This window comes from Lysobacter sp. ESA13C, from assembly GCF_019970005.1.
Taxonomy (GTDB): Bacteria; Pseudomonadota; Gammaproteobacteria; order Xanthomonadales; family Xanthomonadaceae; genus Lysobacter; species Lysobacter antibioticus_B.
Genome location: NZ_JAHXYK010000004.1, coordinates 431013 through 447927 on the forward strand (window position 1 = coordinate 431013; position 16915 = coordinate 447927).

Consider the following 16915-nt stretch of genomic DNA (forward strand, 5'->3'; position numbering starts at 1 on the left):
ATGCAATACCCGCGGCCGGCCGTTCGCGACCGGCCGCGGCAAACGCTCTCCAGTAAGCGGTGGTGGCCCGGCGATTCCGCGCTCTCCAGGCGGGACGCAGGGTTTTTTCCCGATTCTCGGGCAGGGGGCGCCTGGATGGGCGCTCCCGTTTTTCTCCCGGGCCTCGGGCACGACCGGTTTCGAATTCATGGCCGGCCGCCGCTGCTGCGGCCGCGCAACCACGGCAAGCGACTCCCTTGGGGCAAGCATGGCGACACTCCGGTCCAAGAACACCTTCGTTTCGGCACTGCGCACGGCCGCCGCGATCGGCCTGATGCTGGCCGCGGCCCTGAGCGCGGACTGGGCCCGGGCGGCCGAGGCGAGCGCGCAGCCCTTGCACGGCGATTGGCAGTTCCGGCTGGTGCCGGGCGACCCCGAAGCCGCCGCGCATGCCGCTGCCACCGATTGGCGCAAGGCGCAGGTGCCGGGGCATGTGCATACCGATCTGTTCGCCGCCGGCCTGATCGCCGACCCCTACGTCGGCGCGCGCGAGCGCAGCCTGCAATGGATCGGCCTGGCGCAGTGGGAATACCGCACCACCTTCGACGTCGATCGCGCCACCCTGAAGCGTGCGCACATCGAGCTGGTGTTCGAGGGTCTGGACACCTTCGCGACCGTGCAGCTCAACGGCGTCGAACTGCTCAAGGCCGACAACAGTTTCCGCACCTGGCGCGTGCCGACCCAGGGCCATCTGCGCGAACGCGGCAATGAGCTGCGGGTGGTGTTCGATTCGCCGATCCGGCGAACGCTGCCGCAGGTGCAGGCGATGCCGCACAAGATCGCCGGTAATTACCCGTCGCCCTACGGCGACGAGCCGCGCGATGCGATGACCGCCAACTTCGTGCGCAAGCCCGGCTACCACTACGGCTGGGACTGGGGCCCGCGCTACGTCAGTGCCGGCATCTGGCGCGCGGTGCGGCTGGAAAGCTGGGACCGCCTGCGCCTGGCCGACCTGCACGTGCAGCCGCGCCGCATCGCCCAGGACGCCGCCGAGGCCACGGTCGAGCTGGAGATCGACAGCGACCGCGCCGGCCAGGTCACGGTCGAGATCGACTACGCCGGTCCGCAAGGCAAGGGCGAGACCGTGCGTCACGAAACCGAACTGCGCAGCGGCCGCAACACCGTATCGGTGCCGCTGACGATCCCGCAGCCGCGGCTGTGGTACCCGGTCGGTTACGGCGAGCAAGCCTTGTACACCTTCAAGGCCCGCGTGCGCGACGCCGATGGCGTGCAGGCGGCGGCCCAGCGTCGCACCGGCTTGCGCAGCATCGAACTGCGCCGCGAGCGCGATGCCGGCGGCCAGGGCTTCGCTTTCGTCGTCAACGGCATCCCGGTGTTCGCCAAGGGCGCCAACGCGATTCCGTTCGACGCCTTCCCGGCGCGGGTGACCCGCGAGCGCCTGCGCCGCGACCTGCAGTCCGCACGCGACGCCAACATGAACATGCTGCGCAACTGGGGCGGCGGTTATTACGAGTCCGACGACTTCTTCGAGCTGGCCGACGAACTCGGGCTGATGGTCTGGCAGGACTTCATGTTCGGTGGTGGCATGCCGCCCGGCTATGACCCCGCTTTCCGCGCTAACGTCGTGGCCGAGGCGCGCGACAATGTGCGCCGCTTGCGCAACCACCCCAGCATCGTGCTGTGGTGCGGCAACAACGAAGAAGAAACCGCCTGGAAGGACTGGGGCCATCGGACCAAGCTGGCCGCGGCCGATCCGAAGTTCGCGCAGACGGTGTGGGAGGGCTATGTGGCCTTGTTCGGCAAGGACCTGCGTCGGGTCGTCGCCGAAGAGGGGGCCGGCGTGCCGTACTGGTCGAGTTCGCCGAGCAACGACCTGGCCGACAAGGCCAACGACTCCAACAACGGCGACAAGCATTACTGGGACGTGTGGGGCGGCCCGGCCTTGCCGGCCACGGCCTACCTCGACGAGACCCCGCGCTTCATGTCCGAGTACGGCCTGCAGGGTTGGCCGTCGCTGCGCACCATCGCCAGTCTCGCCCGCCCCGAAGAGCAGGGCATCAACGCGCCGGTGATCCGCGCGCACCAAAAGTTCCTGGCCGGCGACGGTAACTCGCGCTTGCTGCTGTACATCCGCCGCGAATACGGCGAGCCGCGCGACTTCGCCGATTTCGTCTATCTGAGCCAGCAGGTACAGGCCGAAGGCATCGAGCTGGCCGCCTTGCACCACCGCGCTTCGCGTCCGCGAACTATGGGTTCGCTGTATTGGCAGTTGAACGACGTCTGGCCGGGCGCGTCCTGGTCGAGCCTGGATTACTACGGGCGCTGGAAGCCGCTGCATTTCCACGCCAAGCGCTTCTTCGCCGACGTCGCCATCGCGCCCTTGCGTCGCCCGTCCGGCGAGCGCGGCGGACGCACCGAGCTGAGCCTGCTGTCGGACCGCACCATACCCTTGCAGGGCGAATGGCGTTTGCGGGTCATGGATTTCGACGGCCGCGTCCACCGCGACGAACGCAAGCCGGCGACCCTGTCGGCGTTGGCCTCGACCGCGGCCGGCGCCTGGAGCGACGCCGAACTGCTCGGCGATGCCGATCCCTTGCGCACCGCGGCGGTGTTCGACCTCATCGTCGACGGCAAGACGGTGTCGCGTCGCGCCGTCTACTTCGGCGAATCCAGGCGCCTGGCCTGGCAGGACCCCGAGCTGCACGGCGAACTGCGCCGCGATGGCGAGGGATACCGTTTGCAATTGAAGGCGAGCAAGCTCGCACGCGCGGTCTGGATCGATTTCGGCGATCACGACGTCGAGTTGGCCGACAACGCCCTGACTGTGCTGCCGGGCGAAACCGTGGAGATCGGGTTGAAGTCGAAGGCCGGCCTGGACAGCCTGCAACGCGCCTTGAGCCTGCGATCCTTGTATCGGCCTTGATGGCCAGGGGGCCGTCTCGGCTTTCGTTGGGCAGAGCAAATCCCCCACGCTGCAGTGATCGGGTTTCATCAGCCGTCGCGGTGCGTTCGCCCCCTTTTCCTAAGGGGGCGATGATTGACGTGTTCGGGCATCGGCACCGACATCGATACCGATACCGATACCAAACCCAGCCCCGGTGATGCTTGCTGCTCCCCCCTTTGGCAAAGGGGGGCAGGGGGGATTTGCTCTTTGGCCCCCGCAACAAGCCCAACTTGCATCCCACCCCAACGCCCCGCAGGCTGTGACGTTCGCGCCACCGCCGCGCCGCGTGCATGGAAGCGACGCCCTTCAACCCCGTTCGCGCAGTCGCCGCGTTAGAGGTTGCAGACCCCGTTCTTAAGGAAGAGGTGACCGGTGAAACCGTCCTTCGCAGTCGTTCGTTCCGTGTTTTGCCTGTTGCTCGCCCTCGCCACCGTCGCCAGTGCGCAGATCCGCGGGGATGTCACCGCGCCGCCCTTGCTCGAAGTGCGCGGCGTCGAAACGCCCATCGTGCTCGAATCGGCCCGCGTCGACGGCGAGATCGTCGGCGGGCTGGCCCGGACCTCGGTCGAGCTGGTGTTCCGCAACCCGAACCGACGCGTGCTCGAAGGGCAGTTGCAGTTCCCCTTGCGCGACGGCCAGCAGGTCGCCGGCTTCGCGCTCGACATCGACGGCAAGCTGCGCGCCGCGGTGCCGGTGCCGAAGGACAAGGGCCGGCAGGTGTTCGAGGCGATCGAACGCCGCGGCGTCGACCCGGCGCTGTTGGAGAAGACCGCCGGCAATCAGTTCAAATTGCGGGTCTACCCGATCCCGGCCCAGGGCACGCGGCGGGTGCGGCTGGAGTTGGTCGAGTCGCTCGCTCGCGAGGGCGGCGACTGGCGTTACGAGCTGCCGCTGGCGTTCGCCGCGCAGGCGCGCAGTTTCAGTCTCGAGCTGGTCTCGGCGCAGAAGCCGCGCCTGGTCGGTCTGAGCCAGCAGGCGGAGATCGCCTCAAGCGCCGGCCGCTACCGGCTGGCGCTGCGCGGCCGACCGCTCGGCGACGCCCTGAGCCTGCGGGTGCAGGCCGCCACTGCGCCGCGCGCCTACACCCAGGACTTGGACGGCGAACGTTTCTTCCTCGCCGAAGTGCCGCTGGCCGGTGCGCGCCAGCCGCGCGCGCTGCCGAAATCCATCGGCTTGCTGTGGGACAGCTCGGCCTCGGGCCGCAAGCGCGAGCGCGCCAGCGAACTCGCACTGCTGGATCGTTATTTCCGCGCCGCCGGCGAGGTCCGGGTCAGCCTGGTCCGGCTGCGCGATCGCGCCGAGCCCGCGCAGGCTTTCGCGGTCAAGGGCGGCGACTGGTCGGCGCTCAAGCGCGAACTCGAAAGCACGGTCTACGACGGCGCCACCGACCCGGGCGGTTGGCAGCCGCAGGCCGGCATCGAGGAATACCTGCTGGTCAGCGACGGCTTGTTCAACTACGGCCAACGCCGCTTCCCGGCCTTGCTCGCCGGTCAGCGCCTGTATGCCTTGAATTCGGCCGGTGCGGCCTCCGACCAGGACGGCCTGCGTGCCCTGGCGCAGGCGCACGGCGGCCGTCTGGTGGCGTGGCAGCGCGCCGGCGAGCTCGATCGCGCCGCCGATGTCCTGCTCAACGAAGGGCCGCAATTGCTCGGCGTCGACGGCCTCGGCACGGCCGGGGTGGTCGCCGATTCGCCGTTCGCCGACGGCGGCCTGTTGCGTATCGCCGGCAAGCTGCGCGATCGCCCGGCCAAGCTGAGCCTGAAGGTGCGCGACGGCGGCCGGGTGCGCGAGCTCGTCGTGCCTATCGATGCCGATGCGCCGGCCAGCGTCTTCCCGGCTTCGCTGTGGGCGCAGTATTCGATCGGCGCGATGCAGGCCGACCCCGAACTCAACCGCGCCGCGATCGCGCGCCTCGGCCAGCGCTTCGGCATCGTCACTGCGGAAACCTCGCTGATCGTGCTCGACGATCTGGCCGACTACGTGCGTTACGACATCACCCCGCCGGACCGCCTCGACGAATTTCGCCGGCTCAAGGCCGAAGGCAGCGACGAGCGCGAGCGTACCCGCCGGCAGAGCCTGGACCGGGTCGCCGCGCTCTACGCCGAACGCATCGAATGGTGGCAGCGCAGTTGGCCGAAGGGCGCGCCGCCGCAAGTAGCCGATGAGGCCAAGCTGCGGCGTGCCCAGGCGGGGGCGCATGGCAACGTGCAGCGTTCGCTGGCTTATGCGCCGGCGCCTGCGGCCCCGGTCGCCGCAGTCGCGCCTATGCCGATGGAGGCAGAGGCGAGACTCGAGACGATCACGGTGACCGGCTCGCGCGTCGATGCCGCCTCGGACAAAGCCGGGCAGGACGCAGAAGCCGGCGCCGGCGCCCGCATCGTCCTGCAGCCGTGGCAGCCCGACTCGCCGTACGCACGACGCCTGCGCCAGGCCGGTGCCGACCGCGTGTATGCGATCTACCTCGACGAGCGCGATTCGCATGCGACCAGCACGGCGTTCTATCTCGACGTCGCCGACGTGCTGATCGAGAAAGGCCAGCGCGACCTGGCCCTGCGCGTGCTCTCCAACCTGGCCGAGATGGACCTGGAGAACCGCCACATCCTGCGTGTGCTCGGCTATCGCCTGATGCAGGCCGAACAGCCCGCGCTGGCGGTGCCGGTGTTCGAGCGCGTGCGCGGCCTGGCCGAGGAAGAGCCGCAAAGCTTCCGCGACCTGGGCCTGGCCTATGCCGCCAATGCCCAATACCCGCAGGCGGTGGAGGCCTTGTACGAGATCGCCCTGCGCGATTGGGACGGCCGCTTCCCGGGCGTGGAGGAAATCGCCATGGCCGAGCTCAACGCCATCGTCGCGGCCCACCCGCAAGGGCTGGATACCTCGCGCATCGACCGGCGCCTGCTGCGTAACCTGCCGCTGGACCTGCGCGTGGTGTTGAGTTGGGACAGCGACAACAGCGACATGGACCTGTGGGTGACCGACCCGAACGGCGAGAAGTGCTACTACCGCCACAAGCTGACCTATCAGGGCGGGCGCATCTCCAACGACTTCACCGGCGGCTACGGCCCTGAGGAATTCATCCTGCGCGACGCCAAGCCCGGCAAGTACAAGGTCGAGGCCAACTTCTACGGCGACCGCCAGCAACTGGTGACCGGGGCGACGACCCTGCACCTGTGGCTCAGCACCGGCTTCGGCGGCGCCCAGCCGACCGAGCAGAAGGTGACTCTGCGCCTGAAGGACCACGCCGAAGTGGTGATGGTGGGCGAGTTCGAGGTGAAGTGAGGCCGGCCGAAGCAAGCCGGGCTGAAGTAAGCCCGGCCGATGAGGTCGCGGGGCAGGGCGGCGCGTCGGAACGGGGCGCCGGCCTGGCCCGGTTCGCCGGAGCCGGGGTGGGGCGCGGTCGCGGCTTGCGCCGCTCCTACCCCGAGGCGCTGAGCCGGGCGGGCGTCCCGGCCCCTCGGGCTGCTAGAATCGGCGGTTCTCATCCGCATTCAAGACCATCGGACATGATCGAGCTCAATCCCGTCCGCCAGCGCATCGCCGACCTCCGGGGCCGGCTGGATTCGCTCAGGGGGTATCTTTGACTACGACAGCAAAGTCGAACGTCTCGAAGAAGTAAACCGGGAGCTCGAAAGCCCCGATATCTGGAACAACGCCGAACAGGCCCAGGGCCTGGGCCGTGAGCGCGCCAGCCTGGAAAAGGTGGTCGACGGTATCCGCCGTCTCACCGACGGGCTGGTCGGCGCCGACGAACTGCTCGAACTGGCCGAAATGGAAGACGACGAGTCGACCGCGCTGGCCGTGGTCGAGGACGTCGAGCGCTACGCCAAGCAGGTCGAGGAACTCGAGTTCCGGCGCATGTTCTCCGGCCCGATGGACGCGGCTTCGGCCTTCGTCGACATCCAGGCCGGCGCCGGCGGCACCGAGGCCCAGGACTGGGCCGAAATCCTGTTGCGCATGTACCTGCGCTGGGCCGAATCGCGCGGCTGGAAGGCCGAGCTGATGGAAGTCAGCGGCGGCGACGTGGCCGGCATCAAGTCGGCGACCTTCCGCGTCGAAGGCGATTTCGCCTACGGCTGGCTGAAGACCGAGACCGGCGTGCACCGCCTGGTGCGCAAGTCGCCGTTCGACTCCGACAACCGCCGCCACACCAGCTTCACCTCGGTGTTCGTGTCGCCGGAAGTCGACGACAAGATCGACATCGAGATCAACCCGGCCGACCTCAAGACCGACGTCTACCGCTCCTCGGGCGCCGGCGGCCAGCACGTCAACAAGACCGAATCGGCGGTGCGCATCACCCACGTCCCGAGCGGGATCGTGGTGGCCTGCCAGACCGAGCGCAGCCAGCACGCCAACCGCGACCGCGCCATGAAGATGCTGGCGGCGAAGTTGTACGAGCTGGAAATCCAGAAGCGCAACGCCGTGCGCGACGCGGTCGAGGCGACCAAGTCCGACATCGGCTGGGGCAGCCAGATCCGCAACTACGTGCTCGACCAGAGCCGCATCAAGGATCTGCGCACCGGCATCGAACGCAGCGACACCCAGAAGGTGCTCGACGGCGATCTCGACGAATTCGTCGAGGCCAGCCTGAAGTCGGGCCTGGAAGTGGGTTCGAAACGCATCGACGCGGTCTGAGAGCCGGGATTCGGGAATCGGGTCCTGTAGCCGTCGCGTCTGTCAGGTCGTCATCCCCGCGAAGGCGGGATCCAACGACTTCAGAGTGCGCATCGGTGAAGCTCTGGATCCCGCCTTCGCGGGGATGACGGGCTGAAGGGGGAGGGAGCAGAAATGCGTTGCCGTATACACGCCGACTGCTGCCGTCCCTCCATTGCCTTGCTCGCCCGCCAAGATCGCCCGCCAAGACCGTCCGCATCCGCCACGCCGTCTCCACGCCTGCCGCCGACCGCCACTCAAGCGCCCGCGCCGCGACTTCAGTAATCTGCATCCCTCCAGCTTTCCCAAGCCCTACCTGAAACCCAGACCATGACCGACGACACCAGCCTGCCGCCCATCGACGAGAACCATCTGATCGCGGAGCGTCGCGCCAAACTCACGGCCATGCGCGGCGAGGGCATCGCCTTCCCGAACGATTTCCGCCGCGGCGATTTCGTCGGCGACCTGCAGGCGCAGTACATCGACGCCGAGCATTGGACCCAGGAAGCGCTGGACAGCGAGGCGCGCCGGGTCGCGGTCGCCGGCCGCATCCTGCTCAAGCGGGTCATGGGCAAGGCCAGCTTCGTCCAGATCCAGGACGAGTCGGGGCGCATCCAGTTGTTCCTGCAGGCCAACGCGCTCGGCGAGACCTACGACAAGTTCAAGGGCTGGGACGTCGGCGATATCGTCGCCGCCGAAGGTCCGATCACCCGCACCAAGACCGGCGAGCTGTCGGTCAAGGCCGAGACCCTGCGCCTGCTGACCAAGGCCTTGCGTCCCTTGCCGGACAAGTTCCACGGCCTGGCCGACGTCGAGCAGCGCTACCGCCAGCGCTATGTCGACCTGATCGTGTCGCCGGATGCGCGTGACGTGTTCGTCAAGCGCTCCAAAATCATCCGCTCGATGCGCGCCTGGCTGGATACGCGGCGCTTCCTCGAAGTGGAAACGCCGATGATGCATTACATCCCCGGCGGCGCCGCGGCCAAGCCGTTCACCACCCATCACAATGCGCTCGACCTGCAGCTGTACCTGCGCGTCGCGCCGGAGCTGTACCTCAAGCGCCTGGTCGTCGGCGGCCTGGAACGCGTCTACGAGATCAACCGCAATTTCCGCAACGAGGGCGTGTCGACCCGGCACAACCCCGAGTTCACCATGCTCGAGTTGTACGAGGCCTACGCCACCTACACCGAGATCATGGACCTGACCGAGGCGGTGATCCGCCACGCCGCGACCGACGTGCTCAACACCACCCAGGTCGAATGGGACGGCAACCCGATCGACCTCGGGCCGAAGTTCCGCCGCTGGTCGATGATCGATGCGGTGCTCGAACACAACCCCGAGATCAAGCGCGAAGAACTGCGCGACCTCGACGCCATGCGCGCCCACGGCGCGCGCCTCAAGGTCGCGGTCAAGCCGGGCTACGGCTGGGGCAAGCTGCTGCTCGAAATCTTTGAAAAGACCGTCGAGCACACTTTGATCCAGCCGACCTTCATCACCGATCATCCGGTCGAAGTGAGCCCGCTCGCTCGCGCCAACGACCTCGATCCGGAGCTCACCGACCGTTTCGAGTTGTTCATCGGCGGCAAGGAATTGGCGAACGGTTTCTCCGAGCTCAACGACCCGGAAGACCAGGCCGCGCGTTTCCAGGCCCAGGTCGACCAGAAGGACGGCGGCGACGACGAGGCCATGCACTACGACGCCGACTACATCCGCGCGCTCGAAGTCGGCCTGCCGCCGACCGGCGGTCTGGGCATCGGCATCGACCGCCTGGTGATGATGCTGACCGGCTCCTCGTCGATCCGCGATGTGCTGTTGTTCCCCTATATGCGTCCCGAAGCCGGACTCTGAGCCGCCCCCGGGCGGCGGCGCCCGGCGGCATCCGGTCCGCATGGGCCGCATGGCCGCTAGCGCCGGCCCAACCCATCGGCCAAACCCATCGACCGAGTCCAAACGCAGGCAAGCACAATGGACGGCCAACGCGGGTTGGCCGTTTCTTCAGTCGCCCCGCGTTGAACCGTGACGTACAGCGCTCATTCGCAAGCTTGGCCCGTACGAATACCGGGCGAAGTCGGATCGTCTAGGGACCTTCGGCGGCTGTCACGGGCATCCTGGCGGGGTATGCTCCCAGATCGGTCACCACAGGGGGTGACCCCATTACGGAAGCCGGTGTGAACGTCGTTATCGTCGATGACCAAACGTCCGCGCGGACCATGTTGCGCCACATCATCGAGGACATCGCGTCCGAGTTGTCGGTGCACGATTTCGGCGAGCCCGAGGCCGCGTTGGCGTGGTGCGAAACGCACCAGCCCGATCTGTTGCTGCTCGACTATCGTATGCCGGGCATCGACGGGCTGGAGTTCGCGCGCCGTTTCCGCCGCCTGCCGATGCACCGGGACATCCCGATCATCCTGGTGACGGTGGTCGGCGACGAACCGGTGCGCCAGGCTGCACTCGAAGCCGGGGTGATCGATTTCCTGGTCAAGCCGGTGCGTCCGCGCGAGCTGCGTGCGCGTTGCCGCAACCTGCTGCAGTTGCGCCAGCAGTCCGAGAACGTCAAACAGCGGGCCCTGTCGCTCGAACAGCGGCTGCTGTCGAGCATGCACGAGGTCGAGGAGCGCGAGCGCGAGACCTTGTCGCGACTGGCCCGGGCCATCGAATACCGCGATGCCGGCACCAGCGCCTACCTGGAGCGGATGTCGCACATCGCCGGCCTGATCGCCGAGCAGTTGGGCATGTTCGAGGACGAGATCCGGGTCATCGAGATGGCCGCGCCGCTGCACGACATCGGCAAGATCGCCATCCCCGACGCGGTCCTGATGAAGCCCGGCCCGCTGACCGAGGAGGAGACGGCGGTCATGCGCCGCCACCCCAAGATCGGCTACGAACTGCTCAGCGGCAGCCAGAACCGGTTCATCCAGGCCGGGGCCCTGATCGCCTTGCGCCATCACGAGCGCTACGATGGCAGCGGCTACCCGGACGGGCTGGTCGGGGACGATATTCCCCTGGAAGCCCGGATCGTGGCGGTCGCAGACGTGTTCGACGCCCTGATTTCGCCGCGTCCCTACAAAAAAGCCTGGGACGTGGAGGAGGCATTGGGGTATATGTACGCTCAGCGCGGTCGTTTGTTCGATCCACGTTGCGTGGACGCCCTGATCCGCAGCCGGGCCCGGCTCGACGAAATCTGCGATCGTTATTCGGCCAGCTTCCCCCGTCCCGGCTTGGAGTAGCCGATGGCTTCCACCCTGCGCGTGGTCAAGGAGCGCCTCTCGAACCGCCCGGACAGCGAGCATGGGCAGGCGTTGGTGCGGCTGGTCATCGCCTGCCTGATCGTCGCCTACCTGCTGGGCCTGCAGGCCTTCGACCAGGCCAGCGTGGCCACCCAGACCATGCTGTGGGTGATGTCGGCCGAATCGGTGGTCGGCCTGGGCCTGATGGCGGCGATCGTGCGTTGGCCCGGGGTCTCGCACCTGCGCCGCTGGATCGGCATGCTCGCCGACTATTCGACCCTGGCGATGCTGATGTCGCTGGACGCGCCCTCGCTGGCGCCGCTGTACGTGATCGTGCTGTGGGTAACCATCGGCAACGGCCTGCGCTACGGCACCACCTACCTCTACACCGCCGCGTCCCTGGCCGGGGCCTCGTTCCTGGCGGTGATCCTCAAGAACGATTACTGGCGCGGCCAGCCCTATCTGTCGACAGGCCTGTGGCTGGGCCTGGTGGCGATCCCGGCCTACCTGTCCTCGTTGCTGCGCAGCCTGCAGAAGGCGACCGAGGACGCGCGCCGCGCCAACGAGGCCAAGAGCCGCTTCCTGGCCAACATGAGCCATGAGTTGCGCACGCCGCTCAACGGCATCATCGGCATGGCCGAACTCATGCACGGCACGCGGCTGGCGCCGGACCAGCGCGAATACGCCGACGTCATCCACGCCTCGGCGCAGTCGCTGCTGTTGCTGGTCAACGACGTGCTCGACATTTCGGCGATCGAGGCCGGCAAGCTGCAGCGCCGCGACATCGATTTCAACCTGCAGGAAGTGATGAAGCGGCTGCAGAAGATGCTGCAACCGCTGGCCGCGGCGAAGGGGCTGACGCTCAAGGTCGACGTCGAGCAGGACGTGCCGGTGCGTCTCAACGGCGACAGCGCGCTGCTGACCCAGGTGCTGTTGAACCTGCTGCACAACGCGATCAAGTTCACCGAGAAGGGCGGGGTGTCGCTGGTCACCCGGCTGGTCGGCGGCGCCACCGGTCCCGGTACGCCCGGGATCGAGCGCCAGGTGCGCTTGCGCTTCTCGGTGCGCGACACCGGCATCGGCGTGCCGAGCGAGGACGTCGACCGCATCTTCCAGGCCTTCGAGCAGGTCGACAACGGCCCGACCCGCCGTTTCGGCGGCACCGGCCTGGGCACCACGATCGCCAAGACCCTGACCCAGTTGCTCGGCGGCGAGATCGGCCTGGAAGCCAATCCCGGCGGCGGCAGCCATTTCTGGGTCGAGCTGCCGCTGCGTCTGGAAGAGGCCGCTCTGACCCAACCCGATGCGCAGCAGGAGGGCAGCGGCAAGGTCATCTCGTTCGAGGACCCGTTCCTGCGCCACAAGACCCGGGTGCGCAGCCTGCGGGTGTTGATCGCCGACGACCAGTCGGCCAACCGCACTGTGCTGACCCGCATCCTGGAGCGCGCCGGTCACCGTGTGCAGGCCGCCAACGACGGCGAACAGGCCCTGGACCAGCTCGAGCTCGGCCAGTTCGACCTGGCCGTGCTCGACATGCACATGCCCGGCCTCAGCGGCCTGGACGTGATCCGGCAACTGCGTTTCATGCAGGCCGGCAACGGCCGCCGCACGCCGACCATCATCCTCAGCGCCGATGCGACCCTGCAGGCCTCGGAAGCGGCCAGCGAAGCCGGCGCGATGGCGTTCCTGACCAAGCCCATCGTGGTCGGGCGCCTGCTCGAAACCATCGCCGACGTGGTCGATTCGCAGCGCATGCCGGCGGTGCGCGCGATCAGCGACGTCAGCCGTCCGCTGACCAACCCGGCGGTGTTGGCCGAACTGGCCGAAATGGGTTTGGGCGATCAGTTCCTGCGCGATTTCGTCGAGCAGTGTTTGAAAGACGCGCAGTCCTGCCAGACCGACCTGGAAGCGGCGGCGGTGGTGGCGCGTTGGGACGAGTTCCGCGAGATCGCTCACGCCTACAAGGGCGTGGCGGAAAATCTCGGCGCGCACTCGATTGCGGAGCGCTGCTCGCAGGTCATGCGTGCAAGCGACGAAGTACTCGTTCGCGAGTGTCCGAAACTGGTCGTGGACCTCGCGACGCAATTGTCGGCGGTGGCCGACGTCAGCCGTCAGGAAGTGGCGCGCCTCAGTCGCGGCAACCGCGGCAAGGACGTCCCCGACGTTTCTTGACAGCATCCTGCCACGCGAGGCGCGTGGCAGGCCCCCCCCTGTAAGACATCAGGCCAGCGCCAGCGCCGGCGCGGTCGCGCCGGCCCGGCGCTGCTGCGCACGCACCAGGCGTTCCATGGTCTTGAGCCCGCGATCGTTGAGGCGCATCGCCGCATCGACCCATTCGGTGGTCACCGACAGCAGCTCGTCCAGACTGACCGGACGGCAGGCCTGACGGACCGTGTTCATCGCCCGCAGGGCATTGCCCATGCGCTGGTTGCGCTTGATCTGCTCGGACGCCGCCTGCAAGCCGTAACCGCGCGGCACGACCTGGTCGACCACGCCCATGCGCAGCAGTTCTTCGACCGGATAGACGCGGGCGTTGAGCATCATGCGTTCGGCCTGGACCGGGGTGACCCGGCGGGTCAGGAAGGTGTAGGCGCCCATGCCCGGGAACAGGTCGAACAGCACCTCCGGGAAGCCCATGCCGGTGCCGGCCTCGGCGATGATGGTGTGGCAGCACAGCGCGGCCTCGAAGCCGCCGCCGAGCGCATCGCCCTGGATCACCGCGATGCTGTGGACCCGGTCTTCGTGCAACTGATAAAGATTGAAGGCGACTTCGATGCACAGGCATGCGTACTCGAGCAGGCGCTGGCGGTTGCCGCTGCGGATCATGCGCGAGAACAGCGCCAGGTCGCCGCCCAGGTTGAACACGTCGGCGTCGGAAGCAAGCACGAAATGGCGGATGCCGGCGCGCGGATCGCAATCGGAAGCCAGTTCGCGGCGAATGCGTTCCTGCGCGCGCTTCATGTCGTGCAGCAGGTGCTCGGAGAAGCAAGGCGAGTAGGGCGCGTCCTGTCCATGGACGTGATTGGCGGGCTGGGCGTGCATATAGCCCCAGTCGGTACCGCTGGCCGGGTCGGCGACATGGCGGAACAGGGCGGGGACATTCGCGATTGGCAGACGGGCGGACATGGACATGGCGGACTCCTAAAGGACGGGTGGCGGGTCGGGATACCCGCGTTTCGATGCTACACCTCGCCCAGGCATCGTTCAGACAAGGTTCGGCCTTCGTCCTGGCGCATTCATTTCCGGCACAAAACCGGGGCTGGACCCAAACGCGAATCGGGGCTGGGGCCGGCCCGGGCGGACACGAAAAAGGCCCCTCGGGGAGGGGCCTTTCGGGAGCGGCGCCAGGGCGCCGGTTCGTGCCGCGGGGCTTACTTGGGCGCGTCGCGCAGCTCGCGGCGCAGGATCTTGCCGACGTTGGTCTTGGGCAGCTCGGTGCGGAACTCGACGAACTTGGGGTGCTTGTAGCCGGTCAGGTTGATCCGGGCATGCGCCTTGACGTCCTCGGCGGTCAGCGCCTGATCCTTCTTCACGATCACGACCTTCACCGCTTCGCCGGACTTGTCGTCGGGCACGCCCACCGCGGCCACTTCGAGCACGCCCGGCATCATCGCGATCACGTCCTCGATCTCGTTCGGATACACGTTGAAGCCCGACACCAGGATCATGTCCTTCTTGCGGTCGACGATGTAGAAGAAACCCTGCTCGTCCATGCGCGCCATGTCGCCGGTGTGCAGCCAGCCGTCGTCGTCGATGACGTTGGCGGTTTCCTCGGGGCGCTGCCAATAGCCCTTCATGACCTGCGGGCCCTTGATGCACAGCTCGCCGACTTCGCCGATGCCGAGCTTGTTGTTGTTCTCGTCCTTGACGCAGGCGTCCGTCGAGGAGATCGGCAGGCCGATCGAGCCGTTGTACTCGGCCAGGTCCATCGGATTGATGCACGCCGCCGGCGAGGTCTCGGTGAGGCCGTAGGCTTCGACCAGGGTGATGCCGGTGACTTGCTTCCAGCGATCGGCGACCGCGCGCTGCACGGCCATGCCGCCGCCGAGGGTCAGGTGCAGATGCGAGAAATCGACCTCGTCGAAACCCGGCGTGTTGAGCAGGCCGTTGAACAAGGTGTTGACGCCGGTGATCGCGGTGAACGGCGTTTTCTTCAGTTCCTTGACGAAGGCCGGCATGTCGCGCGGATTGGTGATCATGTGGTTGAGGCCGCCGAACTTCATGAAGACCAGTCCGTTCGCCGTCAACGCGAAGATGTGGTACAGCGGCAGCGCGGTGATGATGATCTCGTGGCCGGGCTTGGCGTTGGCGCCGACCCAGGCCGCGGCCTGCTGCATGTTCGCGACCAGGTTGCGATGGGTCAGCATCGCGCCCTTGGCCACGCCGGTGGTGCCGCCGGTGTACTGCAGGAAGGCGATGTCGTCCGGCGAGATCTCGATCTCCGGCAGCTTGTGCATCTGCCCGAGGGTGAGGGTGTCGCGGAAACGCACCGCGCCGGGGATGTCGTAGTCCGGCACCATCTTCTTGACGTACTTCAGCACGAAGTTCATCACCGGGCCCTTGAGCCCGCCGATCATGTCGCCCAGGCCGGTGCTGATGACCTGCTTGACCTGGGTCTGGCCGACCACTTCCTGCACGGTCTTGCCGAAGTTGTCGAGCACGAAGATCACCGCCGCGCCGGAGTCGTCGAGCTGATGCTTGAGCTCGCGCGCGGTGTACATCGGATTGGTGTTGACCACGGTCAGGCCGGCGCGCAACACGCCGAAGGTCGCGATCGGATACTGCAGGCAGTTGGGCATCATGATCGCGACGCGATCGCCCTTCTTGAGCTTGAGTTCGCCGAGCAGATACGCGGCGAACTGCGCGCTGAGCCGGTCGATGTCGCCGTAGGTTAGTACCTTGCCGAAATTGGAGAAGGCGGGACGGTCGCGATAATTTTCGATAGCGTTTTCCAGCACCGATACGATGGACGGGAACTCGTCCACGTCGATCTGTGCCGGCACGCCTTCAGGATACTGAGCAAGCCACGGTCGTTCGAAACTCATCGCGATCCCCTCTCTAATCGCTCGTCGATTCTGGCCGCCGGCCCGCTGTGTGCGCTGCCGTACGGTATTTTCTCGATTGGAGCATAGGCTCTACTGACTGGCAAGGCGATGCTGCGAAGGGCGGTGCGGACATTGTCCGCGGCCTCGCGGACCTGTCACGATGGCGCTCCGAGGGGGGCGCGCGAACGGTCGTGCGAAGCGGCCGCCGCCGCCGGCGTAGGGATGGCGGCAAGGCGACCGCGGTAAAGGGAGGCTTCCGGTGAATAGTGCGAACAGCCGCGAGAATGGGATCGCCGTGCGACGAAAATCGAGCCTCGGGCCGCCATGGCGCCGGTTCGTGCTGGCGGCGGTCCTGGCGCTGTCGTCGACGGCTTGCGGCCGCGACCCGCCCGAGCAGCGCCTGCGCGACTCGGTGACGCAATTCCAGGCCGCGATCGAGCAACGCGACGCGCCGGCCCTGCAGGAGTGGCTGGCGGCCGATTTCGTCGGCCCCGAGGGGCTGGACCGCGAAGGCGCGCGCCGGCTCGCGGTCGGCACTTTCCTGCGCTATCGGCAACTCGGCGTGACGGTCGGCCCGCTCGATATCGCCCTGCAGCCCGACCACGCGACCGTACGTTTCACCGCGGCATTGACCGGCGGCTCCGGCCGGCCCCTGCCCGAAGCGGCGCGGCTGTACGAAGTGGAGACCGGCTGGCGCGAGGAAGACGGCGACTGGCGCATGACCTCGGCGCGCTGGACCGCGAAGCTGTAGTCCGCGAGCGTTTCGCGGCGCCGGGCGATGCCCCGGCAAGCGCAAGCAAGACCCGGATACGACGAGAGCGGCCGAAGCCGCTCTCCCAGGTGCCGGTGGCCGTAGGGCCGGGCGTTCTTCGTTCGTACCGGCGCCGGCCAAGCCGCCTTGCGTGCCGCCAACTGGCGCAGCACGTAATGCAGGATGCCGCCGTGGCGGCTGAAGAGCGACGCTAACGCGCCACGGGCGCGTGTCGCTCTGAAGGCCGATAGCCGTGGGGCTATCGGCCGCTCTTCCGCTCGGTCAATTGCTGCTCAAGCCG

At 67.5% G+C, this 16915-nt stretch carries 9 protein-coding genes; 7 read left to right on the top strand and 2 right to left on the bottom strand.

What is annotated here, in order from left to right; translation table 11 throughout:
- Nucleotides 1–313 precede the first annotated feature (313 nt).
- From LC490_RS10750 to LC490_RS10775, 6 genes are all read left to right on the top strand, one after another.
- A complete protein-coding gene (locus tag LC490_RS10750) occupies nucleotides 314–2923 on the top strand; it encodes a glycoside hydrolase family 2 protein (RefSeq protein WP_223620234.1) in 2610 nt (869 codons plus the stop codon).
- Between the two features lie 393 nt (nucleotides 2924–3316).
- Nucleotides 3317–6220 (top strand): VIT domain-containing protein, encoded by a 2904-nt coding sequence (locus tag LC490_RS10755; protein ID WP_223620183.1) that lies wholly within the window; start codon nucleotides 3317–3319, stop codon nucleotides 6218–6220.
- A 224-nt stretch (nucleotides 6221–6444) separates the two neighbouring features.
- A protein-coding gene (gene prfB, locus LC490_RS10760; protein ID WP_144436410.1) for a peptide chain release factor 2 occupies nucleotides 6445–7573 on the top strand; the annotation gives its coding sequence in 2 pieces (ribosomal slippage) (nucleotides 6445–6519 and nucleotides 6521–7573; 1128 coding nt in all).
- Nucleotides 7574–7921: 348 nt separating this feature from the next.
- Nucleotides 7922–9439 carry a lysine--tRNA ligase gene (lysS, locus tag LC490_RS10765; protein WP_031372279.1) on the top strand — a complete coding sequence of 506 codons (1518 nt, stop codon included), beginning with the start codon at nucleotides 7922–7924 and terminating at the stop codon, nucleotides 9437–9439.
- Nucleotides 9440–9699: 260 nt separating this feature from the next.
- The gene (locus tag LC490_RS10770; RefSeq protein ID WP_255610821.1) at nucleotides 9700–10818 is read left to right on the top strand and encodes a two-component system response regulator; all 1119 of its coding nucleotides are present in this window, start codon (nucleotides 9700–9702) and stop codon (nucleotides 10816–10818) included.
- Nucleotides 10819–10821: 3 nt separating this feature from the next.
- Nucleotides 10822–12990, top strand: a complete 2169-nt coding sequence (locus tag LC490_RS10775; RefSeq protein WP_223620184.1) for a response regulator — start codon at nucleotides 10822–10824, stop codon at nucleotides 12988–12990.
- A 48-nt stretch (nucleotides 12991–13038) separates the two neighbouring features.
- Here the strand turns inward: LC490_RS10775 and LC490_RS10780 are convergent, their stop codons facing one another.
- Entirely contained in the window at nucleotides 13039–13950 is a 912-nt protein-coding gene (locus LC490_RS10780; RefSeq protein WP_051885052.1) for a crotonase/enoyl-CoA hydratase family protein, read from the bottom strand.
- 239 nt (nucleotides 13951–14189) lie between these two features.
- Entirely contained in the window at nucleotides 14190–15863 is a 1674-nt protein-coding gene (locus LC490_RS10785) for a long-chain fatty acid--CoA ligase (protein WP_031372283.1), read from the bottom strand.
- A 295-nt stretch (nucleotides 15864–16158) separates the two neighbouring features.
- Between LC490_RS10785 and LC490_RS10790 the strand changes: the two genes are divergently transcribed.
- Nucleotides 16159–16614: a nuclear transport factor 2 family protein gene (locus LC490_RS10790; RefSeq protein ID WP_223620185.1), complete on the top strand. Its 456-nt coding sequence runs from the start codon at nucleotides 16159–16161 to the stop codon at nucleotides 16612–16614.
- Nucleotides 16615–16915 lie beyond the last annotated feature (301 nt).